Below are 23,706 nucleotides of genomic sequence, written 5' to 3' on the forward strand. Positions count from 1 at the left end.
CAGGTGTGAGGCCATGACGAATACCGCGCAGCCGGCCGCCGCGAGCTCCCAGGGCGAGGAGGGTGAGGGGGACGGGCTCACGCACAAAGCCATCATGACCGTGCTGGTCGGGCTGATGCTGGGGCTGTTCCTGGGCGCGCTCGACCTGATGATCATCGCCTCGGCGATGCGGACGATCGCCGACGAGCTGCACGGCCAGACGATCCAGGCGTGGGCGACCACGGCCTATCTGGTGACGTCGACGATCACGACGCCGCTGCTCGGGAAGTTCTCCGACATCTACGGGCGCAAGCGGATCTACGTGATGTCGATCGTCGTCTTCCTGGCGGGGTCGCTGCTGTGCGGCATGGCGCAGTCGATGTGGCAGCTGGCCGCGTTCCGGGCGATCCAGGGCATCGGCGCGGGCGGCGTGATGACCATGGCGTTCGCGATGATGGGCGACATGATGACGCCCGAGCGGCGCAGCCGCTACCAGGGCTACTTCTCGATGGTGTTCGGCCTGGCGGGCGTGACGGGCCCGCTGCTGGGCGGCTTCTTCGCCGGCATGGGTGAGATAGCGAGCATCGCCGGCTGGCGGTGGGTGTTCCTGGTGAACCTGCCGATCGGCGTGCTGGCGCTGATCGTCGTGACGACGAAGTTCACGATGCCGCGGGTGCGCACCGTCCAGAAGGTCGACTACTGGGGCGCGTTCGCGCTGGCGCTGTGCCTGGTGCCGCTGCTGGTGGTCGCGGAGCAGGGCCGCGCGTGGGGCTGGGGCTCGCCGCTGTCGCTGGCGATGTTCGCGCTGGGGCTGATCGGGCTGGTGATGTTCGTACGGGTGGAGTCGCGGATGGGGGACGCGGCGATCATCCCGGTCCGGCTGTTCCGCACCCGGACCTTCTCGGTGATCAATGCGGTGAACATCATCGTGGGCCTGGGCGTCTTCGGTTCGCTGATCTTCCTGCCCCTGTACCTGCAGATGGTCAAGGGGCTGTCGCCGACGGCCGCGTCGCTGATGCTGCTGCCGCAGACCGCGGGCACGATCATCGCGAGCCGCACCCTCGGGCCGGTGATCAACCGCAGCGGGCGGTTCAAGGCGTTCCTGCTGCTGGGCCTGTTCCTGGTGACGGCGGCGCTGTTCATGTTCGGCTTCGTCGGGCCGGACACCCCGGTGTGGGTGCTGGTGCTGATGACGGCGGTGATGGGCCTGGGGATCGGCATCTGCTTCCCGGTGACGCTGATCGCGCTGCAGAACGGCGCCCGCAAGGAGGAGATGGGCGTGGCCAGCGCCGCGTACATGTTCTTCCGGGAGATCGGTGGCACGGCGGGCGTGGCGATCTTCCTGTCGATCATGTTCTCGGTGGTGGGCGGCCAGGTCTCCGACGCCTTCCGCCGGGCGGCCGGGGACGCCGGGTTCCGCGCGGCGCAGAGCGATCCGCAGGTGCTCGCCGACCCCGCCAACGCCCAGGTGCTGGAGGCCGCGCAGCACGGCGGCCGGGGCATCGACCTGGACGACTCGTCCTGGCTGGAGAACGCCGACGAGCGGCTGGCCCGCCCGGTGCTGGAGGGGCTGGCCGGCGCGGTGAACACGGTCTACATCACGGCGGGCTGCGTGATGCTGGTGGCGTTCTTCGTGGCCTTCCTGCTGAAGGAGAAGCGGGAGAAGCAGGCGAAGGACGGCGAGGGCGCCGCGGCGGCGGCCCGGTAGGGCGGCGGGCGGTGGGCGGCGCGACCGGGAGTCGAGTCCGCCGCGAGCTGCTGCGGGCAGTATGCCGGGCGCCGTTGTCGTGAAGCCGGGGGGAGGACCTCGTGTACGAGAATGACCGCGCCGCGGAGATGTACGACCTGCTGTACGAGGACAAGAAGGACTACCGGTCGGAGGCCGGCCAGGTGGCCCGGCTGATCCGGGCGCACCGGCCGGACGCCGCGGCGCTGCTGGACGTGGCCTGCGGCACGGGCATCCATCTGCAGGCGTTCTCGGAGCTGTTCGCGCACGTGGAGGGCGTGGACCTGGCGGAGCCGATGCTGGCGATGGCGGCGCGGCGCCTGCCGGGCGTTCCGCTGCACGTCGGGGACATGCGGTCGTTCCGCCCGGAGCGCAGCTTCGACGCCGCCGTCTGCATGTTCAGCTCGATCGCGTACATGCGCTCGGCCGCGGACCTGGACCGGGCCGTCGCGACACTGGCGGCCGCGGTGGCACCCGGCGGTGTCGTCCTGGTGGAGCCGTGGTGGTTCCCGGAGTCGTTCCTGGAGGGGTACGTGGCCGGCCACGCACTCACTCGCGACGGCCGCACCATCACCCGCGTCTCGCACTCCACCCGGCAGGGCGACATGGTGCGCATGGAGCTCCACTACGTCCTGGCGGACGCCGGCGGCGTGGAGCACCGCAGCGAAGTCGACATGCTGACGCTGTTCACCCGCGAGCAGTACGAGGAGGCCTTCTCCCGGGCCGGAGTGAAGGCGGAGTACGCGAAGTCCGAGGGGACGGGGCCGGGCTTCTTCGTGGGCGTGCGCGGCTGAGCCGCCGCCCGTCCCGCGCAACCGGCCCGTACGGCGGCGGGGCGCCCCTTCCGGCATGAAGGGGCGCCCCGCTCCGCTGTTCTCCCGTCCGCGGTCAGCTCTCCCGTCCGCGGTCAGCCGGTGTTGCGCAGACCCGCGGCCACGCCGTTGACGGTGAGCAGGAGCGCACGCGCCAGCAGCGGATCGGCGGGCTCGCCGCGCTCGGCGGCCCGGCGCTGGCGGTGCAGCAGCGTGACCTGGAGGTAGGAGATCGGGTCCAGGTAGGCGTCGCGGATGTGGAAGGTCTGGCGCAGGACGGGGCTCGCGTCGAGCAGCTCGGCCTCGCCGGTGATGCGCAGGACCTCCTGGACGGTGAGCTCGTGCTCGGCCTTGATGGCGTCGAAGACGTGCTTGAGCTCGTCGGGCACGAGGGTGTCGACGTAGTGCTGCGCGATGCGCAGGTCGGTCTTGGCGAGCGTCATCTCGACGTTGGACAGGAAGTTCTGGAAGAAGTGCCAGTGCTCGTGCATCTCGTCCAGGACGGTGTCCAGGCCGGCCTCGCGGGCGGCCTTGAGGCCGGAGCCGACGCCGAACCAGCCGGGCACGATCTGCCGGGACTGGGTCCAGCCGAAGACCCACGGGATGGCCCGCAGGCCGTCCAGGCCCGCGCCGGAGTCGGGGCGGCGCGAGGGGCGCGAGCCGAGGTGGAGCTCGGCGAGCTGGTCGACGGGGGTGGAGGCGAAGAAGTACGCCGGCAGGTCCGGGTCCTCGACGAGGCGGCGGTAGGCGGCGTGGGCGGCGTCGGAGACGGTGTCCATGGCCGCGTCCCAGCGGGCGAGGGCCTCGTCGGACTGGCGGGGCGCGGTGTGCAGGGCGGAGGCCTGCAGGGTCGCGGCGACCGTCAGCTCCAGGTTCTCCCGGGCGAGGGCCGGCAGGAGGTACTTGTCGGAGATGACCTCGCCCTGCTCGGTCACCTTGATCTCGCCCTCCAGGGTGCCCCAGGGCTGGGCGAGGATCGCGTCGTGGGTGGGGCCGCCGCCGCGGCCGACGGTGCCGCCGCGGCCGTGGAAGAGGCGCAGGCGGACGCCGTAGCGGTGGGCGACGTCGCGCAGGCGGCGCTGGGCGCGGTGGATCTCCCACTGGGAGGTGGTGATGCCGCCGAACTTGGAGGAGTCGGAGTAGCCGAGCATGACCTCCTGGACGTCCCCGCGGAGGGCGACCAGGCGCCGGTAGGAGGGGTCGGCGAGCATGTCGTCGAGGATGCGGTCGGCTTCCTTGAGCTCGTCCGTGGTCTCCAGGAGCGGCACGATGCCGATCTTCGCCCAGCCGGCGTGCAGGTCGATCAGACCGGCCTCGCGGGCGAGGACGGCGGCGGCGAAGACGTCGTCGGCGCCCTGGCACATGGAGATGATGTACGACTCGACGACCTCGGGGCCGAACTTCTCCAGCGCCTCGCTGATGGTGCCGAAGACGCCGAGGGTCTTGGCGCCGGCCGCGTCGAGGGGCGCGGGGCTGGGGGCCAGCGGGCGGCGCGAGCGCAGCTCCTTGGCGAGGAGCTTGCGGCGGTAGTCGCGCGGCATGTCCGCGTAGCGCCAGGACTCCTCGCCGAGGCGGTCGAAGAGCTGGCCGAGGGCGTGGTGGTGGGCGTCGGCGTGCTCGCGGACGTCCATGGTGGCCAGGTGCAGGCCGAAGGCGGCCAGGGTGCGCAGGGCGCGCTCCAGGCGGCCGTCGGCGATCAGGCGGCCGCGGTGGGCGCGCAAAGAGTCCTGGATGATCTGCAGGTCGGCGAGGAGCTCGGTGGTGCCGAGGTAGTCGCGGCCCTCCTCGTGCGGGATGTTGCGGGCCAGGCGCTCGCGGGTGTTGACGAGCTTCTGGCGGATGCACGTCGCCTTGAGCCGGTAGGGCTCCTCGGCGTTGAGGCGCTTGTAGCGGGGGCTGATCTCCGGCAGCAGTTCGAGGTCGCGCTGGAGGGAGGCGAGGAGCTCCTCGGTGGCGCCGCTGTTGCGGATGGAGTTCGACAGGGCGCCGCGCAGGAGGTCGACGAGCTCCAGGGCGTCGGTGATGCCGTGCTCGTGCTGCAGGATCAGCACGTCCCAGGTGACCTGGGGGGTGACGTTGGGGTTGCCGTCGCGGTCGCCGCCGATCCAGGTGCCGAAGGTCAGCGGGCGGGTGGTGGCGGGCAGCGCGACGCCCACCCGGTCCAGCTCGGCGGCCAGGTCCTCCAGGACGTCGCCGACGGCGTCGGCGTGCAGCTCGTCCAGGTAGTAGATCGCGTTGCGGGCCTCGTCCGTGGGCTCGGGGCGGGCCACGCGCAGCTCGTCGGTCTGCCAGAGCAGGTCGATGTTCTCGGCCAGGCGCAGGTCGGTGCGGCGACGGTCGCCGGTGGCGCCCGCGGAGCGGGAGTCCAGGGTGTCGAGGAGCTCGGCGATGCGGCGGAGCTTGTTGAGGACGCTGCGGCGGGCGGCCTCGGTGGGGTGGGCGGTGAAGACGGGACGCACGCCGAGGTGATCGACGGCCTCCCGGACGTGCTCGGGGTCGGCTTCCTTCAGCTGGTCCGCGGTGCGGGCGAGGATCGAGCCCTCGGCGGCCCGCTTGGCGGCCAGCTCGCGCCCGCGGTGCACCTGCTCGGTGACGTTCGCCAGGTGGAAGTAGGTCGAGAAGGCCCGGACGAGCTTGGCCGCGGTCTCCAGGTCGGTGGCGCCGAGCAGCTCGGCGGCGGCCTCCCCGTCGGTACGGGTCAGGGCGCGGACCCGCTCCACCAGGTCGAGGAGCTCTTCACCCTCCTGGCGGACCAGGGTCTCACCGAGGAGATCGCCGAGGCGGCGGATGTCGGCGCGCAGGGCGGCGTTGGTGTTGTCGGCACTGCTCACAGGTGCTGCTCCTTGCAGAGTTTCCGGCACGTCTGGAGGGGTTGCGGACCGCGCTGTCCGACGCCCACCAGCATAGGTCGCCCTCCGACGCGCGGTTATCCACAGCCCTCTTGCTCCGCGCCCCGGCCCTGCCATACTTACGAAGCCGTAGGTTACGGAACCGTAGCCATGCCCCGACCCCCATGAGGGAACCCATGACTGCAAGCCCCGACGTGATCGAAGACGCGCCGAAGGCCCAGGAAGCCCAGCTCCCCTCCGCCACACTCGGTGGCGACAGCAAGCGTTCCGTCGAGCAGATGGCCCTGCTGCTGTTCATCACCGTGCCGTTCCTCGCCCTCGTCGCGGCGGTCCCGCTGGCCTGGGGCTGGGGAGTGAGCTGGCTCGACCTGGGCCTGATGGTGGCGATGTACTTCATCGGCTGCCACGGCATCACCATCGGCTTCCACCGCTATTTCACGCACGGCTCGTTCAAGGCCAAGCGGCCGCTGCGGATCGCCCTGGCGATCATGGGGTCGATGGCCGTGGAGGGCCCCCTGGTCCGCTGGGTCGCCGATCACCGCAGGCACCACCGCTTCTCCGACGCCGAGGGCGACCCGCACTCCCCCTGGCGCTTCGGCGAGACGGTGCCGGCCCTGATGAAGGGGCTCTGGTGGGCCCACGTCGGCTGGATGTTCGACGAGGAGCAGACCCCCCAGCACAAGTACGCCCCCGACCTGATCAAGGATCCCGACATCCGGGCGATCTCCCGCCAGTTCGTGCTGTGGACGTCGGTGTCCCTGCTGATCCCGCCGCTCGTCGGCGGCCTGGCCACCTGGTCCTGGCAGGGTGCCGTGACGGCGTTCTTCTGGGGTTCACTGGTACGGGTGGCCCTGCTGCACCATGTGACGTGGTCCATCAACTCCATCTGCCACGCCGTGGGCAAGCGGCCGTTCAAATCCCGCGACCGCTCGGGCAACGTGTGGTGGCTGGCGATCCTCTCCTGTGGTGAGTCCTGGCACAACCTGCACCACGCGGACCCGACCTCCGCCCGGCACGGCGTGCTGAAGGGGCAGCTGGATTCCAGCGCCCGCCTCATCCGCTGGTTCGAGCAGGCAGGCTGGGCGTACGACGTGCGGTGGCCGAAGGCGGACCGCTTGGAATCCCGGCGAAAGGAGAGTGCCGCTCAGGCGGCATGATTGACAGCGTGGCGATCGACAGCAATACCACCAGTAACAAGGACCGGGCCCAGGCTGCGGGGACCCGGCGCACCCGGCGGGTGCGGATGACCGGCGCGGAGCGCCGCGAGCAGCTGCTGGACATCGGTCGCACACTCTTCGCCGAGCGGGGCTTCGAGGGCACGTCCGTCGAGGAGATCGCGGCCAAGGCCGGGGTCTCCAAGCCCGTCGTCTACGAGCACTTCGGCGGCAAGGAGGGGCTGTACGCGGTGGTCGTCGACCGCGAGATGCGGCAGCTGCTGGACATGGTCACGGGCGCCCTCACCGCGGGCCACCCGCGGGAGCTGCTGGAACAGGCCGCGTTCGCCCTCCTCGACTACATCGAGACGTACACGGACGGCTTCCGCATCCTCGTCCGCGATTCGCCGGTGGCCCAGTCCACCGGCACCTTCGCCTCCCTGATCAGCGACATCGCCACCCAGGTCGAGGACATCCTCGGCCTGGAGTTCAAGGCCCGCGGCTTCGACGCGAAACTGGCCCCCCTGTACGCCCAGGCCCTCGTCGGCATGGTCGCCCTCACGGGCCAGTGGTGGCTGGACGTCCGCAAGCCGAAGAAGGCGGAGGTGGCGGCGCACCTGGTGAATCTGGCCTGGCACGGGTTGGACGGCCTGGAGCCGAAGCCGCGCCTTGTTGGCCACAGGCGCGCCTGAGACCGCGAAACGGGGGCGGCGCCCCCGTCGGCCCGAGGTTCAAGGGGGCTCGCCCCCTTGAATCCGCCGCCGCGGCGATCAACCACAACGGTGGAGCCCGGCGGTGCCGATACGGGCCCAGGTGGGCCCGGCACCGCCGGACACGTCCGCAGCAGCTGATCACCGACGCGGCGGACTGAAGGGGCGAACCCCTTCACCTCCGCGCCCACCGCGCAGGTTCGCGCAGGTCAAGGATGCGCACGCATCCTTGAATCCGCCGCCGCGGCGATCAACCACAACGGTGGAGCCCGGCGGTGCCGTACGGGCTCAGGTGGGCCCGGCACCGCCGGACAGGTCGGCGGTGGCTGATCGCCGTCGCGGCGGATTTGAAGGGGCGAGCCCCTTCACCGAGCAGGCCGGCGGGGGCTGACCGCCGTCGCGGCGGGGAATGAACGGGCGAGCCCCTTCAGCGCAGGGTTCGGCGGGCCACGGCGAATACGCGTCGGAATGGGAAGAGCGTGCCGTGGGGGCCGCACGGGTACGCGTCGGCGAGGAGCGTGCCGTATTCCGAGAGGAAGCGTCCCGTCGCCTCCGCGTCGTCCGCCAGGGCCGTCAGGACCGGCCTCAGGGTCGTGCCCTTCGTCCAGTCCAGGACCGCGTCCTCTCCGGGGAGCGCGTGGACGTACGTCGTCTCCCAGGCGTCCACCGTCACCCCCAGCCCGGCGAGCCGTTCCAGGTACTCCGCGGGCGTGAGCACGTACCCGGGCCGGCAGAGTCCGCCCAGCCGGCCCCGCCAGGCCGCGCTCTCGCAGAGCTCGCGCAGGAGCACATGACTCGGGGCGTCGAAGTTCCCCGGCACCGTGAAGGCGAAGACCCCGCCGGGGGCGAGCCCCGCCACCCAGGCCGGGAAGGACTCCGCGTGCCCCCGCACCCACTGGAACGTGGCGCTGGAGACGATCAGGTCGTACGTTTCCCGCGACGGTGCCCACTCCCTCAGGTCCGCGTGGGCGAAGGCCACACCCGGCACCGCGGCCCGTGCCGCCCGCAGCATCGCCTCCGAGTTGTCCAGCCCCGTGATCCGCGCCCCCGGCCACCGCTCGGCGAGCAGGGCCGTGACGTTGCCCGGGCCGCAGCCGAGGTCCACGATCCGCGCGGGATCGCGGAGCGGGACGCGGGCCAGAAGGTCGTGGAAGGGCCGGGTCCGCGGGCCGGAGTGACGCAGGTACTGCTCCGGGTCCCAGACGGGCGTGGCAGCGGTCGTCGTCATGCCTCCAGCATCACGCTCACGATATCTTGACGTCAAGAGACTTCATGTCGACAGACCCTCTACACTGATCAGCATGGAGGACGAGGTCGATCGGCTGGTTTCAGCATGGCGCCGCGAGCGCCCTGACCTCGACGTGGAGCCACTCGAGGTGCTCAGTCGCGTGAGCAGGCTCGCCCGTCACCTCGACCGGGCCCGCCGCCTGGCCTTCGCCGAGCACGAGCTCGAGCCCTGGGAGTTCGACGTCCTGACGGCGCTGCGCCGCGCCGGGGCCCCGTACCAGCTCTCGCCCGGCCAGCTGCTCACCCAGACGCTGGTCACCTCCGGCACGATGACCAACCGGATCGACCGGCTCGCGAAGAAGGGCCTGGTCCGGCGCGAGCCCGACCCGAGCGACCGGCGCGGCGTGCTCGTGCGCCTCACCGACGAGGGCCGGGACCGCGCCGACGAGGCGCTGGCCGGGCTCCTGGATCAGGAGCGCGCCATCCTCGCCGAGCTGTCCCGCACCCAGCGCCGTGAGCTGGCCGATCTGCTACGCCAGCTGACCGCCCCGTTCGACAACACTCCCGGTTAGGTCCACGGGCCCCACCCCGGCCCGCCGCGCCAGCGCGACCGCCGCGAGCGTGGAGTGCACGCCGAGCTTGCCCAGGACGTTCTGCATGTGAGTGCGGACGGTGTGCGGGGAGAGATAGAGCCGCTCGGCGACGGCCTTGCGGCCGAGCCCGGCCACCATGCACCGCAGCACTTCGCGCTCGCGCGGCGTGAGGGACTCCACCAGCCGCTCGCTCTCCGTGCGGTGTTTACGGGCGGCCGTGAGCTCCCGCAGCACGCCCGTCAGCAGGGCGGGCGGCAGATGCGTCTCGTCGCGCAGGACGCCGCGGATGACGGCCAGCAGCCGCGACAGCGAGCAGTCCTTGGCCACCCAGCCGCCGGCGCCCGCCTGCAGGGCCGCCGCGGCCCTTCTGGGGTCGTCGCGCTCGGCGAGCACCACCGTGCGCACCGCGGGGTGCGCACTGCGGACTCCGGCCACGAGGGAGATGCCGTCGACCGCGCCCTCCCCCGGCCCGCCGCCCTCGTGCACGGAGCCGTGGGCCGGGGCCCTGAGCTGCCCGGACACGCCGCCGTCCTGCGCGACCGTGCCGAGATCGGCGTCGATGAGGAGCACGTCGAAGCGGCGCCCCTCCGCTGCCGCCCGCTCCAGCGCGCGCAGCGCCGCCGGCCCGCTGCCGGCCGCGGAGACCTCCACGTCCTGCTCGGCCGCGAGGGCGGCGGCGAGCGACTCGGCGAAGATGCGGTGGTCATCGACCACCAGTACCCGAATACGTGCCACTGCCACCCCCATATTCCGGGCGGCGGCCAGTGCGGGTACGGCGCCCGGTCCGGGGCCGCCACACGCCGCACGGCCGCCGCCGCACTGATGACTTACACCCCGCCCCGGGCGTCGTACCTGCCTGTCTCGCCCCCTGATCAGCGTCGGCCCCCACCGACGCTGTGCATCAGCGTACGGCGGGGGCCCCACAACGTAAGCCGATTGGCAAAACTGCTCGACCCGCCTGTTTATGGTGAGCTTTCTGTTCAGTATTGAGGCAGTGAACGACATGGAACGACGCGAAGTTGACCATGCCCGACTGCACGATCAGGGAGGGGTCCGCGGCGCTCCCGTCGCTCCCGCCCGCTCCCCACCTCGGTACACCCGCCGCGCACCGCCGCCCGCCACCGCTGCGAAGACCTTCGGCGGACGGTGCCCGGCCGCTGCGAAGGCGGCCGTGACGGCTAAGCCGACCGCCTGCGCCGCCGTCTCCTCCACGAGCACCAGCGCCGAGCCGCCGAACCCCGCGCCGGTCATCCGTGCCCCGAGCGCGCCCGCTTCGTTCGCGACCGCGACGGCCAGATCCAGCTCCGGGCAGGAGACCGCGAAGTCGTCGCGCAGGGAGGCGTGCCCGGCGGTCAGCAGGGGCCCGGCCGCGCGCGGCGCGCCCGCGCTGAGGAGCTCCACGACCCGCCGGACGCGCTCCCCCTCGGTCACCACGTGCCGCACGAGCCGCCGCACGCCCGCATCGGCGAGCCCGCCCAGCGCCGCGTCCAGCTCCCCGTACGGCACGTCCCGCAGCGCCCGCACGCCCAGCGCCCGGGCCCCCGCCGCGCAGCCCGCGCGCCGCGCCGCGTACGCACCGTCGGCCAGGGCGTGCCGGACGCGGGTGTCGACGACGAGCAGCCGCAGCCCGTGCGCGGCCAGGTCGAAGGGCACCTGGCGCAGCGCCAGGTCGCGGGTGTCCAGGTGCAGGGCGTGGCCGGCGATGCAGCAGGCGGACGCCGCCTGGTCCATGAGGCCGCAGGGGACGCCCACGAAGGCGTTCTCGGCGCGCTGCGCGAGCCGGGCGAGGGCGGGGCGGTCGCAGGCGGCGCCGTGCAGCTCGGTGAGCGCCAGGGCCGTGGCGACCTCCAGGGCGGCGGAGGATGACAGGCCCGCGCCCGCCGGCACGTCGCTCTCGACGTACACGTCGGCGCCGCCCACCGGCAGGCCCGCCTCGCGCAGCGCCCAGGCGACGCCCGCCGGATAGGCGGCCCAGCCCTCCACGCGGCCGGGGGCGAGCGCCGCGAGGGACAGCTCGGCCGTGCCCGCCGCCTCGCGCGAGCGCAGCCGCAGCACGCCGTCCGTACGGGCCGCCGCGGCGACGCGGGTGCACTGCGGGAGGGCGATCGGCAGGACGTGGCCCTCGTTGACATCGGTGTACTCGCCGATGAGGTTGACCCGGCCGGGCGCGGCCCAGACGCCCCCGGGGGCGTACCCGTAGGCACGTTCGAAGCCTTCGGCCGCGCTGTTCACTGCTCGGGCCCGCGGCGCGCGAACTCCCAGGCGTCGGCGACGATTGCGGCCAGGTCCGGGCGGCTCGGGGTCCAGCCGAGGGTCTCGCGGGCGCGCTCGGCGGAGGCCACGAGGACGGCCGGGTCCCCCGCGCGGCGCGGGGCGGCGATCTGCGGGACGGGGTGCCCGGTGACCTTGCGGACGGTCTCGATCACCTCGTGGACGGAGAAGCCGTTGCCGTTGCCCAGGTTGCAGATGAGGTGCTCGCCGTCGCGGGCGGCGGCGAGGGCGAGCAGGTGGGCCTCGGCGAGGTCGGCGACATGGATGTAGTCGCGGATGCAGGTGCCGTCCGGGGTCGGGTAGTCGTCGCCGTAGACCGCGACGGCCTCGCGCTCGCCCCGGGCCACCTGCAGGACGAGCGGGATGAGGTGCGTCTCGGGGGCGTGCCGCTCGCCGTAGGGCCCGTAGGCGCCCGCCACGTTGAAGTAGCGCAGGGAGACGGCGGCCAGGCCGTGGGCGGCGCACTCGCCGCCGATCATGTGGTCCACGGCGAGCTTGGTGGCGCCGTAGGGGTTGGTGGGGGCGGTGGGCGCGTCCTCGGTGACGGGGACGCCGGCCGGTTCGCCGTAGGTGGCGGCGGTGGAGGAGAAGACCAGGGTGCGCACGCCGGCGTCGCGCATGGCGGCCAGCAGGTCCGCGGTGCCGCCGACGTTGTTGCGCCAGTACGGTTCGGGGTCGGCCACGGACTGGCCGACCTGCGAGAACGCCGCGAAGTGCAGCACGGCGTCGTAGGAGCTGTCGAGCCACCGGCCCGCGTCCTGCACGCGGCCCTCGACGAAGGCGGCGCCGTCGGGGACGGCGGCCCGGTGCCCGGTCGAGAGGTCGTCGAGGACGGTCACGGTGTGCCCGGCGGCCAGCAGATGCGCCGCCACGACGCTGCCGACGTAGCCCGCGCCGCCCGTGACCAGGCACTTCCTGCTGCTCTCGCTCATTGGCTCGCTACCTCTCGCAGTCGCTCCGCCGCGGTCTCGGGCGGCACATCGTTGATGAACACGTTCATGCCGGATTCGGAACCGGCGAGGAACTTCAGCTTGCCGGGAGCCCGGCGGACGGTGAAGAGCTCGAGGTGGAGCGCGAATTCACTCCTGCGGGGGTCCTGGAACGGCGCCTGGTGCCAGGCGGAGACGTACGGGGTGGGCGGCCCGTCCGTGCCGTGCCCGTCCCCGCCTTCCCGCCCGTCGAAGATCCGGTCGAACCGGCGCAACAGTTCCAGGTAGACCTGTGGGAACTCGGTGCGCGCCGCGTCGCCGAGCGCGAGCAGGTCGGGCACGCGGCGGCGGGGGTACAGGTGCACCTCGTAGGGCCAGTGGGCGGCGTACGGGACGAAGGCCGTCCAGTGGTCCGTGGCGAGGACGATGCGGCGGCCCTCCTCGTGCTCGGCGGCCACGACGTCGTCGAAGAGGTTGCCGCCGCCCGTGCGGGCCGCGTGGGCGGCGGCGGAGACGAGCATGCGCTCCGTGCGCGGCGTGACGAACGGGTACGCGTAGATCTGGCCGTGCGGGTGGCCGAGGGTGACGCCGATCTCCTCGCCGCGGTTCTCGAAGCAGAACACCTGCCGCACGGCGGGGAGCGCGGCCAGCTCGGCGGTGCGGTCGGTCCAGACGGCGAGGACGAGGGCCGCGCGGGCGTCGGTGAGGCCGGCGAAGGAGGTGTGGTGGTCGGGGGTGAAGCAGACGACTTCGCACCGGCCTGCGGTACCCGCGAGCGACGGGAAGCGGTTCTCGAAGACAGCGACTTCGTAGTCGGCTGCGGGGATTTCCGTGGGGCGCCCGGGACTTGAGGGGCACAGGGGGCACGCTTCCGTGGGTGGGAGGAAGGTGCGGGTCTGGCGGTGGGAGGCGATGACGACGTCGTCGCCGAGGATGTGGTCGTGGCGGACTTCGGTGACGGTGGTGGTGACGGGGGGAAGGGGGCGGGGGTCGGGGGCGTCGCGTAAGACGCCGCCGCCGGCGTCGTAGTAGATCAGCTCACGGCCGTCGGCGAGCTTGGTTGCCGTCTTCCTCACGGGGCTCACGGGTTTCTTCTCCCCACCCCGCCCCTTCCCGTAACTGGGGGCGAGCCCCCAGCCCCCCGACCCCGTCCCCGCGCCTACGGAGCCGCAGGGCCCCTCTGCGGGGGCAGCGGGCCCGGGCCTGCCGCCGCCCGGTCCAGGAGCCCCGTGCGCGCGGCAAGCGCAGCCGCCTCAAGCCTCGACCCCACCCCCAGCTTCATCAGCACCCGCTGCACATGTGTCCGCGCCGTGCTCGGCGCTATGCCCATGCCCGCCGCGATCAGCCGCGTATCCTCGCCCTCCGCGACCCGTACGAGGACCTCCACCTCCCGCGGCGTGAGGAGCTGCAGGAGCCGCGCGCCCTCGTCGTCCGGCTGGGCGGCGGGGTTGAGGAGCTCCGTGAACGCCCCTTGCAGGAGCTGGGGATCGACCGCGGCCTCGCCCGCCCGCGCCTTCATCATGGCGCGCTCGACGCCTTCGATCCGCTCGTTGTGCCGCACGTAGCCCGACGCGCCGGCGGCGAACGCCGCGGCGATGCCGAGCGGGCTCGGCACGGGGCCGAGCACCACGACGGCCACCTGCGGCCGGTCGCGCTTGATGCGGACGATCGGATCGAAGACCCCCGGCTCGGCCGGCGTGGCGGTGCCCAGCAGGCACACTTCCGGAGCGCGGCTCACCACCAGGTCGGCGGCGCCCGCGCTCGGCGCGGCCGCGGCCAGGACCCGGTGCCCGCGCAGCTTCAGGGCCGAGGCGAGCGCCTCGGCCAGCAGTCGGTGATCATCGACCACCATGAGCCGCACGCCCATGCGCTTGCCCCCTGTCGCCCCGCGTACGTCTCTACGTCTCCTTGTCGACCCCTCGACCCCGGAAGCTACACGCTTGTTCGACGTTGCGCGCCCCTTACCGGTGAGAAGTCCCCCGGAATGCCGAAATCCCTGCCAATCGCGTGTACTTCGAGACTGAAACGGATCGTTCAGGCACGGCAGCACGACGGGCAGGGATACGACGACAATTGTGCTTGATCACGGCGCCAAGCGGTCGGAAACCGCCGTCACGGCGGCGCCGTGATCATGTGGTGTCAACGGAAACGTCAGCTCGGCGCGTCAGCTCTCACCGAAGATCAGCATGGTGTACTGCTTGCCGAGACCGGCCGTGGTGCGGTGCGCGTAGTTCGTACCGAGGAAGAGCCGGCCCTGGGCCCACAGGCCCTGCTGGAAGTCGGGCGACAGCTCCCGCTCCGGCCGCGACGTCTCGTCGGCGTTCTTCAGCAGCACCTCGCCCTTGTACGTCTTGGGGTCGATGCGCATGACCTTGCCGCCCGCGTTGTACGTCGGGATCTGGTACGCGATCGGGTAGCCGTCCTGGTCGACGCCGAGGGGCACCAGGCTGGAGCCGGGCGTGCCGTCCGTCTTGCCCTTGGTCTGGCCGTTGGACAGGTCGAAGGCGACGATCTCGTTGACCCGGCCGGACTGGTTCGGGTCGCCGGAGGAGTGGTCCTCGGTCGGCATGTAGAGCGTGTCCTTGGTAATGACCAGCTTGGTGCAGCCCTCGACCTCGGTCGCCGGGCAGCGCGGCTCGTACTTGCCGTTGTCCGTGGAGATCTTGCTGCGCAGCTTGCCTTCCTTGGCGCTGTCGTCGATCACGAAGAAGTCGGACGCGCCGTTGCCCTTGCTGCCGCCCGCGTTGACGCCGACGACCAGCGGGTCGGTGGAGGCGATGTGCGGCCAGGAGAGGCCGGGCGGCAGCTGGTACGAGGAGTTCACCTTGCCGGACTTGGGATCCAGCGTCTCGATCTTGACGATGCCGCGCTCGATGTCACCGCAGCGGCGCACGGCCACGAGCTTGTTGCCGCCGCCGTAGCCGCCGTCGCGGCAGTCCTCGCCGTCGGTCTTGGGCGCCCACAGCTCCTTGCCCTCCGCCAGCGACCAGGCGGCTCCGCCGCTGATGCCGCCCGCGGCGACGGTGCCGGCGCCGATGGTGACCTCGGAGAAGCTCACGTCGCGGTCACCGGCCTTGGCGGACTTCTGCCAGAGCTTGGTGCCCTTGTTGACGTCGAAGGCGATGACCTGGGTGCAGGGGCCGCCGTACTTCTTCTCGCTGCTGGGCTTGCCGTCGCTGACCAGGACGACGGCCTTGCCGTCGTCGGTGGCCTTCGGGCCGGCCCAGCAGACGGCGCCGTCGAGCGGGAGTTCCCACTTCTTGCCGCCGGACAGGCCATAGCCGACGATCTTGTAGATGTCGGCCTTGGCCACCGCCTGATCGGTGGCCCACATGCCCTTCATGCCGACGAGGTCGTCGACCTTCTCCTGCTCGACGTTGAAGAGCAGCTTGCCGGCGCCGGTCTTCGGCTTCGTGCCGCCGTTGCCGCCATTGCCACCCTTGTTGCCGGTGCCACCGGTCTGGCCGTTGCTGGCGACATTGGGCTTGTCGTCGTCACCGCCGCTGGTGGCGAACCAGATGCCACCGCCGGCGAGGACGAGGACCGCGGCCACGGCGCCGGCGATGATCGCCATGCGCTTCTTCTTGGCGGCGTCACCGCCGTTGCCACCGGGCGCGCCGGGGTACTGGCCGGGCGCACCGTACGGGCCGGGCTGCTGCTGCGGGTACGCGCCGTACTGCGGGTACCCCTGCGCGGGCTGGCCGGCGGGCGGCTGACCCGGGCCCGGGTAGCCGTAGCCGCCCGGGGGCGGGGTCTGCGGCGCGGCGGGCGGCGGCGTCTGCGGGTACCCGTATCCGGGCGGACCCGCCGGCGGCGGACCGGGCGGACCCGGCGGGGGTGCCGGCGGACCCTGGGGAGGCTGGGGCGCGGGTGCACCCTGCGGGGGCGCGGGCTGCTGCGGCGGATAGCCGTACGAGGGGCTGGGTGCCCCGAAGCCCTGCGGCGGCTGGTTGGGCGGCTGGGGCGGGGGCGGTGTTGACATCAGCTTTCCTCGTTGCGGCGGGGCTGGCGGATGTTCTTTTTATCACCCGGCGCTGACGGGACACGGGTTGAGACCGGGCCGTGACGAGACTGTTGCCCGTGCCGGATGCGCACGCTCCTTCCGCGGCGACGGGTGGAGGGGCCCCTCGCTCGGCACCGCCGGTCACCACCGCGGTGGTGACGCGCCGTCGCGTCCTGCGGGGCGCGGCAAGGGCTACGCGTCTTCCGCCAGTTCGAGCCAGCGCAGCTCCAGTTCCTCGCGCTCGCCCGCCAGCTCCCGCAGCTCCGCGTCCAGCTTGGCCACCGCCTCGAAGTCGGTCGCCTGTTCGGCGATCCGCGCGTGCAGCTTCGCCTCCTGCTCGCTGATGCGGTCCAGGCGGCGCTCGATCTTCTGCAGCTCCTTCTTCGCGGCGCGCGCGTCCCCGGCCGACTTCTGCTTCGCGGCGCTCGCCGCGGCCGCGGCCGGAGCGACGGCGGGCACGGCAGCCTCGATGACGCGCTGCCGCCGCTCCAGGTACTCGTCCAGACCCCGCGGCAGCATCCGCAGCGCCTGGTCCCCGAGGAGCGCGAAGACGCGGTCGGTGGTGCGCTCCACGAAGTACCGGTCGTGGCTGATGACGACCATCGAGCCCGGCCAGCCGTCGAGGAGGTCCTCCAGCTGGGTCAGCGTCTCGATGTCCAGGTCGTTGGTGGGCTCGTCCAGGAACAGGACGTTGGGCTCGTCCATCAGCAGGCGCAGGATCTGCAGCCGCCGGCGCTCACCGCCGGAGAGGTCGCCGACCGGCGTCCACTGCTTCTCCTTCGTGAAGCCGAACTTCTCGCACAGCTGCCCCGCCGTCATCTCCCGGCCCTTGCCGAGGTCGACGCGGTCGCGCACCTGCTGGACGGCCTCCAGCACCCGCTTGGACGGGTCGAGTTCCGCCACCTCCTGGGAGAGGTACGCGAGCTTGACGGTCTTGCCGACCGCGACCTTGCCCGCCGCCGGCTGCTTCTCGCCCTCGCTGCCCGCGGCCTCCGCCAGCGCCCGCAGCAGCGAGGTCTTGCCCGCGCCGTTGACACCGACGAGGCCGATCCGGTCGCCCGGGCCCAGCTGCCAGGTCAGGTGCTTGATGAGCACCTTCGGGCCCGCCTGGATCGTCACGTTCTCCAGGTCGAAGACCGTCCTGCCCAGCCGCGAGCTCGCGAACTTCATCAGCTCGGCGCTGTCCCGCGGCGGCGGCACGTCCGCGATCAGCTCGTTGGCGGCCTCGATCCGGAAGCGCGGCTTGCTCGTGCGGGCCGGGGCGCCGCGGCGCAGCCAGGCGAGCTCCTTGCGCATCAGGTTCTGCCGCTTGGCCTCCTCCGTCGCGGCGATGCGCTCGCGCTCCGCACGGGCGAAGACGTAGTCGCTGTAGCCGCCCTCGTACTCGTGGACGACACCGCGCTGCACATCCCACATGCGCGTGCAGACCTGGTCCAGGAACCAGCGGTCGTGCGTGACGCACACCAGCGCCGAGCGGCGCTCCCGCAGGTGGCCCGCGAGCCAGGAGATGCCCTCGACGTCGAGGTGGTTGGTGGGCTCGTCCAGGACGATCATGTCCTGGTCGGCGATCAGCAGCTTCGCGAGCGCGATGCGGCGGCGCTCGCCACCCGACAACGGGCCGATGACCGTGTCCAGGCCGTCGGCGAAGCCCGGCAGGTCCAGCCCGCCGAAGAGACCCGTCAGCACGTCGCGGATCTTCGCGCTGCCCGCCCACTCGTGATCGGCGAGGTCACCGATGACCTCGTGCCGGATCGTGGCGGCCGGGTCCAGCGAGTCGTGCTGCGTGAGCACGCCCAGGCGCAGGCCGCCGGCGTGCGTGACGCGGCCCTTGTCCGCCTCCTCCAGCTTGGCGAGGATCCGGATCAGGGTGGTCTTGCCGTCACCGTTGCGGCCGACCACACCGATCCGGTCACCCTCGTTCACGCCGAGGGAGATGCCGTCGAGCAGTGCACGGGTGCCGTACACCTTGTCGACGGCTTCCAGATTGACGAGGTTGGCTGCCATGCCGCTCCTTGTGTGGGGTTCCTGGCTTCCAGGATCCCATGCCGGGAAACGTCGCCCGGGGGTCAGGCCCGGGCCGCCTCCACCGGGCGGGACCGCAGGGCCCACCACGTGGGCAGGAGCGTCGCGGCCAGCGTCAGGGCGAGCCCCGCGCCGATCACGGTCAGGGCGATCGACGGCGGCCCCGAGATCGTCCCCGCACTGCCCAGCGCGTAGCCGAACGGCACCAGCGTGCTCGCCGCGGCCGCCGCGCCGAGGAGCAGGCCGACCAGGGCCACCAGGCAGCCCTCCACCGTCATCATCCGCAGCACCTGCCCCCGCGTGGCCCCCGTGAGCCGCTGCAGCGCGAACTCCTTGCGGCGGTTGCCCACGGCGACGGCCGTCGTGTTGACGACCGACAGCGCCGTGTACGCCACGAGCATCCCGATGATCAGGTAGTTCACGGACGCCTGTGTGCGGTTGCTCTCCGCCTGCGCGGCCGTCACCGCGTCCCGCCCGGAGACCTTCAGCCCCGGGTGCTGCGCGGCGAGCGCGCCGAGGTCGGCCATCAGCCGGTCCCGGTCGCCGGCCGCCGCCCGTACCAGGAGCTGCGACGGCAGCCCGGCCGTGGTGTGCGGCGCCAGCAGCTCCGCGCTCGTCAGCGCCGTGTCGAACCCCTCGCGCCCCTTGAACAGCGCCACGATCCGTACGTCCGCCCGCGCGCCGTCCCCCAGGCGCAGGGTGATCGTGTCCCCCACGGTGCGGTGCATGCGGTGCGCCACGGTCTCCGGCAGGGCGACGGCGTTGCCGCGCAGGCCGTCCAGGCTGCCCGCGCTCGCCGTGACGGCGAGGGTCTCTCCGACGCCCTCCGCGCTCACGCCCTGCAGGGGCAGGCCCTTCTTGTTCTCGGCGCCGTCGTGCGGCTTCTCGGTGTACGCCCTGCTGGTCACGTACGCGCCGGCTCCGGCAGCGGACGGCAGCGCGCGTACGCGGGCCAGCAGCGCCGGGTCCACCCCACCCGCGGAGGAGGTGAGGACGGCGTCCGCCCGCAGGTTGTCGGCGAACGCCCGGTCGGCGAGCGCGGCCGTGGTCGTCTGCAGGTACAGGTTCCCGGTGGCGATGGCGCTGGCAAGCATGACCGGCGTCGCGATCGCGGCGACCTTCGCCGTACGGGCACGGCAGTTGAGGGCGGCGAGACGGCCGGAGGGCCCGGTAAGGAGCCGCACGGGCCAGTGCAGGAGGAGAGTGACGAGTTTCGCGAACCAGGGGCCGAGGAGGGCGAGCGCGATCGCACAGCACATGACCGTCGGCCCTGCGGTGCTGGCGGCCACCGGCCCGCGCAGGACCAGCGCCGTGACGAGCGCCAGGGCGACGGTCCCGGCGAGGAACAGCAGCCCGACGGCGATCCGCACGGGGTGCAGGCCCGGCTTCTGGACGGCCGCCTCCCCGAGCGCCTCCACGGGCTTCGCCTGCACCGCCCGCGCGCTGCCGAGCAGTCCGCCTGCGAGGGCCGTGAGGAGCAGTGCCCCGTAGGCGGGCATCGCCGGGATCCAGCCCTGGCTGAACCGGACCGTGTCCGCGATCATGCCGCTGTCGACGAGGGTGTCGAAGAGCCGGCGCCCGACGAAGGGCCCGGCGGGCCAGGCCGCGGCGCCCGCCAGCACCATGACCATCAGCGTCTCACCGAGCAGCATCCGGCGGAGCTGGCCGGTACTCGTGCCGATCGCCCGCAGCAGGGCCAGCTCGCGGCTGCGCTGCGACGCGGAGAGGGCCACGGTCCCGGCGACGACGAAGGCTGCGACAAGGATGACGAGCCCGCCGACGACGCCCGACAGCGCGATCAGGTCCTCGCCGCCCTGCACCACCTCGGGGTGCTCCACGGCGCCCCGGTCGTCACCGGAGAGGAGAGTGACGGGGTTGCCGGTGAAGGCCTCCTGTATGCCCTTGCGGACGTCATCGAGGCGCGCGCCGGGGGCGAGAGTGACGGCGATGTCGGCGACGGTCTCCGGACGCCCGGAGAGCCGGGCCGCCTCCGGCGCGGAGAAGAAGACGGTGGCCTGGGGAACGCCGCGCGCGACGGCGACCCCGCTCACGCGGTAGCCGGCGGAGCCGCCGTGCGCGGCGATACGGACCCGCTCGCCGGTCGCGACGCCTGCGCGGCGGGCGGTGGCGGCGTCGAGCACGACCTCGCCCGCGGCGGGCGCGCTGCCCGACGTGAGGGCGTACGGGGTGAGTGCCGCGGACTCCCAGCCGTGGGCCTGCACCTTGGCCTCGGCGGCGCCGAGCACCGCGGCGTCGAAGGTCCGCTCGCCGGTGGCGGACCGGACGCCGGGGACGGCGCGCGCCTTGTCGACGAGGGCGGCCGGAAGCTCGACCCGCTCCGGGAGAGGGATCGTCTTCTTGTGCTTCTTGCTGCTCGCGACCTCGTGGGTACGGTCACCCGTGATGAGCAGGTCAGCGCCTACGAGGCGCTCAGGAGGCGCGACATTACGAACGCCGGTCTCCATCAGGCCTCCGCAGGCCATGACGAGCGTGGCGCCGATGAACAGCGCGAGGAAGGTGGCGGTGAAACCGCCGATTCTGTAGCGCAGCGAGCGCGCTGCGAGTTTGCCCATCACGGGCTCAACGCTAGGGACGCGGAGCGCCCCACCCCATGGGAACAGCAGGTCAACCGGGGTGGGGGTAGCCCTACCCCTACGGGTCAGAACCCCTACGGGTCAGACCCGGCGAAGGTCGATCTCGAACTTCATGCCGTCCTTGGTACGGGTCTCGTGCAGCCGCTGCGGCGTGTGGCTGCCCACAGGGCAGTCCATCGCCTGGACGGAGAAGTCGATCCTGTGCTCGACGCGACGGCCGCTCCGATCGGCTTCCACCACTTCGTGCTCGCTCGTCACATCGATATCCACGTTGCTCACGTCGAGGACGTCCACTTCCCCTTCGGTATACGGCCTGAAGGTGTGAGCGCTGAACTCGACCGCCGCAGGCTGCTTGCCCAGGTTCAGCCCGAAGCCGGTCACGTGGGTGTGCGGCTTGGCTCCCGGCACACGCTTGAGCGTGGTCACCTCCACCCTGCGCTCATTACCGTCCAGGAAGAACCTCGCCGTGACGTCATACTTCTCCGCCATCGCATCCGCCGCGGCCTCGCCCAGCACCCGGCCGAAGTCCGACCCCTTCTTCGCCATCCCCTCCTTACCCGGCAGCGGAGGAATGGCACCGGCCATGTCGTCGAAGACATCCCCGATCGTGTGGCCGATCGCCGACGTCCCGTCCGGCAGCCTCACGGACTCGGCCTCGTACGTGCCCTTGTACGTGTGCCCCAGGTAGGAGTCGAACTTCCCGCCGCAGCGGACGGACTCGGTCGTCTCCTTCGGCGGGACGGTCGACGTGCCGCCCGTGCCCTGGGCCCCGACGGGCTCGAAGACCCACAGCGCGAAGTCGCGCCCCTCGGGCCCCCGGCCTCCGTGCTCGGGCTTCACCCACTGCTCAAGCGGCGTGCCAGGGGTGAGCTCGTAATTCCTGACGTTCAGCCAGAGCCCGCTGAGGCTGTTGGCGATCGCGTAGAGGCCGGTCCGCTGGGCGTCGGTGACACTGGGCTCCTCGCTGATGCGCCAGCTCGCACTCTGCAGGGAGAGGTCGTCATCCTCGGAGAACTGCTCCACCTTCTCCGAGGCCCCGGCCGAGTGCGAGGCGACGTGCATGCGCAGGCCGCTCCTCACATTCGTGAGGAAGTGATCGCCGTCCTTGGCGCCCTTGTCCGCACGGACGGTCAGCCGCCACTGCTGGGATTCCCGTGCGCCTTCGGGCAACAGCTCCTGCTGCTCCAGCGCGGCGGACGGCTTGTCGCTGTTGCCCCGGACACCCACGTAGAGGTCGGTCTTGAAGTTCTTGATCAGGTACGTGCCTTCTGCGAGGATTCCCACGAGCCTCTCCTACCTCGAAGTACCGCTGTGCTCACTTGCGTTGACACACGGTAGGGATCTTCGCCCGGCGGGGGGAGAGCGCAAGTCAGCCAACCGGTACGTGGCCGACGAAGGCCGCCCACGACCTTGCGCCTACGGCGAGTTGGGGGCCGTCCTTGCGCTTGGAGTCGCGTATTCGGACGGCTTGGGGGAGGATCCCGACTTCAACGCAGTTGCTGCCTTCGGACCCGCTGTAGCTGGACTTGCGCCACGAGAAGGCGACTTCGACACAGGCGGAACCATCCCCCTGGCTGTAGCTGGACTTGAACCATATCGGTCCGTTACTCATAGCTCGTCTGCCACTCTTTTGATTAGTTCGGCCGATTCAACAGCGTTGAGCGCATACATGCGGATCATGGCATGGCGCTTCATGAGCGCGCTCGCCCTGTCTACGTCTGCATGCAGCACGCCGGTCACTTGCCCTTCCTCATAGCCGTACTGCTTGTGGTCGGGGGTCTCCACCACGATGAATTGGCCGTCCAGCCCCGGGTGAACGCCTTGCCCGAGGGGCAGCACCTGGATCGACACGTTGTGCAACTCACCCACTTCCAGGAGGTAGTTGAGCTGGTTTTTCATGACCTCCGGGCCCCCGGCCAGGCTCCGCAAGGCGGCCTCGTGGATCACGAAGCTGAACAGCGCAGTCTCCTTCTGGAGCAGTTCGCGGCGCTGCAGCCGGGCTGCCACCCGGGCCTCGGCCGTGCTCTTGTCCACAGGAGGACAACGGTTGGTCATCAGCGCCCGCGCGTATTCCTCGGTCTGTAGAAGGCCGGGAATGATCAGCACCTCGTACCAGTGCAGGGCAATGGCCTCGGCTTCGAGGCCCATGTACTCGCGTGCACGGCTGGCGATCCGCTCAGGCTCCAAGTACGGGTGCGCCGACTCCAACTTCCCATGTGCGCCGAACATGCTGTCCGCCACCTGCAGCAGGTGCTGACTCGGCCTCCGACGGCCCATCTCCATGGACCTGACGGCCTCCACCCCGTACCCGGCCTCCGCGGCCAGCTGCTCGCGGCTGACGTTGGCCCCCTGGCGCCACAGCTTGATCTGGTGCCCGCACAGCCGCCATGCCATCGGCGAATCGGGTCGCGTATCCATCCGGCATCCCGCCCCTTCTCCCTCAGTCGGTACCAAGGGACGCTAGGGCGGGCAAGGAGCTATCGCGCCGGAGTCGAAGAACCTCTCCCCGAACGGGTGAACGGGGGAACTAAAGCCACTGCTGGCCAGAGCCCTGATTGGGCATCTGCGCAGGAACCGGCGGGGGCAGCTTGTTCAGCTTCGACCGCACCGTCATGTTCCAGATCAGCGTGAACGGCGTGAAGAGGGCCAGGGAGAACGGGCTCCACCAGCCCTGCCACAGCGTCTTGCCGGTCATGTCCCGCTCCACCGCGAGGCCGCAGTTCCGGCAGAACGGCCCCTTCACGTGCAGGAAGCGCATCATGATGAGGATGCCCTGGTGCTGCCGGATCGTCGCCTCGACGGCGGGGAACCCGCCGCACATGCGGCACGTCGGACCC

Annotated in this window: 19 protein-coding genes; 5 read left to right on the top strand and 14 right to left on the bottom strand. The window is 71.7% G+C overall.

Going from position 1 to position 23,706, the window contains the following annotated elements; all coding sequences use genetic code 11:
- Nucleotides 1–13: 13 nt before the first annotated feature.
- A complete protein-coding gene (locus FGW37_RS12925) occupies nt 14–1,687 on the top strand; it encodes an MDR family MFS transporter (protein WP_179081205.1) in 1,674 nt (557 codons plus the stop codon).
- A gap of 101 nt (nt 1,688–1,788) precedes the next feature.
- The gene (locus FGW37_RS12930) at nt 1,789–2,499 is read left to right on the top strand and encodes a class I SAM-dependent DNA methyltransferase (protein ID WP_246430375.1); all 711 of its coding nucleotides are present in this window, start codon (nt 1,789–1,791) and stop codon (nt 2,497–2,499) included.
- A 113-nt stretch (nt 2,500–2,612) separates the two neighbouring features.
- Here FGW37_RS12930 and ppc read toward each other — a convergent pair whose 3' ends face one another.
- On the bottom strand, nt 2,613–5,348 hold the full coding sequence (gene ppc, locus FGW37_RS12935; protein ID WP_179081206.1) for a phosphoenolpyruvate carboxylase: 2,736 nt from the start codon (nt 5,346–5,348) through the stop codon (nt 2,613–2,615).
- 194 nt (nt 5,349–5,542) lie between these two features.
- On the opposite strand from ppc, the gene FGW37_RS12940 reads away from it, so the two are divergent.
- Nucleotides 5,543–6,523, top strand: coding sequence for an acyl-CoA desaturase (locus FGW37_RS12940; RefSeq protein WP_179081207.1), 981 nt, complete (start codon nt 5,543–5,545; stop codon nt 6,521–6,523).
- Complete coding sequence (locus FGW37_RS12945; protein WP_058046643.1) at nt 6,520–7,212, top strand: TetR/AcrR family transcriptional regulator; 693 nt, start codon at nt 6,520–6,522, stop codon at nt 7,210–7,212. Before FGW37_RS12940 ends, FGW37_RS12945 begins: the two co-directional genes overlap by 4 nt.
- A gap of 445 nt (nt 7,213–7,657) precedes the next feature.
- On the opposite strand, the gene FGW37_RS12950 is transcribed toward FGW37_RS12945, so the two are convergent.
- Nucleotides 7,658–8,458 carry a trans-aconitate 2-methyltransferase gene (locus FGW37_RS12950; protein ID WP_179081208.1) on the bottom strand — a complete coding sequence of 267 codons (801 nt, stop codon included), beginning with the start codon at nt 8,456–8,458 and terminating at the stop codon, nt 7,658–7,660.
- A 73-nt stretch (nt 8,459–8,531) separates the two neighbouring features.
- On the opposite strand from FGW37_RS12950, the gene FGW37_RS12955 reads away from it, so the two are divergent.
- On the top strand, nt 8,532–9,029 hold the full coding sequence (locus FGW37_RS12955; protein ID WP_179081209.1) for a MarR family winged helix-turn-helix transcriptional regulator: 498 nt from the start codon (nt 8,532–8,534) through the stop codon (nt 9,027–9,029).
- On the opposite strand, the gene FGW37_RS12960 is transcribed toward FGW37_RS12955, so the two are convergent.
- From FGW37_RS12960 to FGW37_RS13015, 12 genes are all read right to left on the bottom strand, one after another.
- Nucleotides 8,988–9,785 (bottom strand): response regulator transcription factor, encoded by a 798-nt coding sequence (locus FGW37_RS12960; RefSeq protein ID WP_218650580.1) that lies wholly within the window; start codon nt 9,783–9,785, stop codon nt 8,988–8,990. The two genes, FGW37_RS12955 and FGW37_RS12960, sit on opposite strands and share 42 nt — an antisense overlap.
- A gap of 306 nt (nt 9,786–10,091) precedes the next feature.
- Nucleotides 10,092–11,282, bottom strand: a complete 1,191-nt coding sequence (galK, locus tag FGW37_RS12965; protein ID WP_179081211.1) for a galactokinase — start codon at nt 11,280–11,282, stop codon at nt 10,092–10,094.
- On the bottom strand, nt 11,279–12,253 hold the full coding sequence (gene galE / locus FGW37_RS12970) for a UDP-glucose 4-epimerase GalE (protein WP_179081212.1): 975 nt from the start codon (nt 12,251–12,253) through the stop codon (nt 11,279–11,281). Before galE ends, galK begins: the two co-directional genes overlap by 4 nt.
- A complete protein-coding gene (gene galT / locus FGW37_RS12975) occupies nt 12,250–13,326 on the bottom strand; it encodes a galactose-1-phosphate uridylyltransferase (protein ID WP_179081213.1) in 1,077 nt (358 codons plus the stop codon). The genes galE and galT overlap by 4 nt, the downstream gene beginning before the upstream one ends.
- Before the next feature lie 83 nt (nt 13,327–13,409).
- Entirely contained in the window at nt 13,410–14,117 is a 708-nt protein-coding gene (locus tag FGW37_RS12980; RefSeq protein ID WP_168093825.1) for a response regulator transcription factor, read from the bottom strand.
- Between the two features lie 297 nt (nt 14,118–14,414).
- A complete protein-coding gene (locus FGW37_RS12985) occupies nt 14,415–16,232 on the bottom strand; it encodes a PQQ-binding-like beta-propeller repeat protein (RefSeq protein ID WP_179081214.1) in 1,818 nt (605 codons plus the stop codon).
- A 213-nt stretch (nt 16,233–16,445) separates the two neighbouring features.
- Entirely contained in the window at nt 16,446–18,257 is a 1,812-nt protein-coding gene (locus FGW37_RS12990; protein ID WP_179081215.1) for an ABC-F family ATP-binding cassette domain-containing protein, read from the bottom strand.
- 62 nt (nt 18,258–18,319) lie between these two features.
- A complete protein-coding gene (locus FGW37_RS12995) occupies nt 18,320–20,848 on the bottom strand; it encodes an ABC transporter permease (protein WP_179084672.1) in 2,529 nt (842 codons plus the stop codon).
- A 102-nt stretch (nt 20,849–20,950) separates the two neighbouring features.
- Complete coding sequence (locus FGW37_RS13000) at nt 20,951–22,153, bottom strand: RICIN domain-containing protein (RefSeq protein ID WP_179081216.1); 1,203 nt, start codon at nt 22,151–22,153, stop codon at nt 20,951–20,953.
- An 85-nt stretch (nt 22,154–22,238) separates the two neighbouring features.
- On the bottom strand, nt 22,239–22,481 hold the full coding sequence (locus tag FGW37_RS13005; protein ID WP_179081217.1) for a DUF397 domain-containing protein: 243 nt from the start codon (nt 22,479–22,481) through the stop codon (nt 22,239–22,241).
- Complete coding sequence (locus tag FGW37_RS13010) at nt 22,478–23,287, bottom strand: helix-turn-helix domain-containing protein (RefSeq protein WP_179081218.1); 810 nt, start codon at nt 23,285–23,287, stop codon at nt 22,478–22,480. The genes FGW37_RS13005 and FGW37_RS13010 overlap by 4 nt, the downstream gene beginning before the upstream one ends.
- Before the next feature lie 109 nt (nt 23,288–23,396).
- A complete protein-coding gene (locus tag FGW37_RS13015; RefSeq protein ID WP_179081219.1) occupies nt 23,397–23,690 on the bottom strand; it encodes a hypothetical protein in 294 nt (97 codons plus the stop codon).
- Between the last annotated feature and the right edge of the window lie 16 nt (nt 23,691–23,706).

This window comes from Streptomyces rectiverticillatus (assembly GCF_013394065.1).
GTDB classification, from domain to species: Bacteria; Actinomycetota; Actinomycetes; order Streptomycetales; family Streptomycetaceae; genus Streptomyces; species Streptomyces rectiverticillatus.

Bases quoted from the DNA above. Each gene is read 5' to 3' on its own strand.
- FGW37_RS12955 (WP_179081209.1), top strand. From the start codon at position 8,532: ATGGAGGACGAGGTCGATCGGCTGGTTTCAGCATGGCGCCGCGAGCGC.
- FGW37_RS13005 (WP_179081217.1), bottom strand. From the start codon at position 22,481: ATGAGTAACGGACCGATATGGTTCAAGTCCAGCTACAGCCAGGGGGAT.
- FGW37_RS12980 (WP_168093825.1), bottom strand. From the start codon at position 14,117: ATGGGCGTGCGGCTCATGGTGGTCGATGATCACCGACTGCTGGCCGAG.
- FGW37_RS12945 (WP_058046643.1), top strand. From the start codon at position 6,520: ATGATTGACAGCGTGGCGATCGACAGCAATACCACCAGTAACAAGGAC.
- FGW37_RS12940 (WP_179081207.1), top strand. From the start codon at position 5,543: ATGACTGCAAGCCCCGACGTGATCGAAGACGCGCCGAAGGCCCAGGAA.
- FGW37_RS12985 (WP_179081214.1), bottom strand. From the start codon at position 16,232: ATGTCAACACCGCCCCCGCCCCAGCCGCCCAACCAGCCGCCGCAGGGC.
- FGW37_RS12950 (WP_179081208.1), bottom strand. From the start codon at position 8,458: ATGACGACGACCGCTGCCACGCCCGTCTGGGACCCGGAGCAGTACCTG.
- FGW37_RS12925 (WP_179081205.1), top strand. From the start codon at position 14: ATGACGAATACCGCGCAGCCGGCCGCCGCGAGCTCCCAGGGCGAGGAG.
- galE (WP_179081212.1), bottom strand. From the start codon at position 12,253: ATGAGCGAGAGCAGCAGGAAGTGCCTGGTCACGGGCGGCGCGGGCTAC.
- FGW37_RS12990 (WP_179081215.1), bottom strand. From the start codon at position 18,257: ATGGCAGCCAACCTCGTCAATCTGGAAGCCGTCGACAAGGTGTACGGC.
- FGW37_RS12995 (WP_179084672.1), bottom strand. From the start codon at position 20,848: ATGGGCAAACTCGCAGCGCGCTCGCTGCGCTACAGAATCGGCGGTTTC.
- FGW37_RS13010 (WP_179081218.1), bottom strand. From the start codon at position 23,287: ATGGATACGCGACCCGATTCGCCGATGGCATGGCGGCTGTGCGGGCAC.
- FGW37_RS13015 (WP_179081219.1), bottom strand. From the start codon at position 23,690: ATGTGCGGCGGGTTCCCCGCCGTCGAGGCGACGATCCGGCAGCACCAG.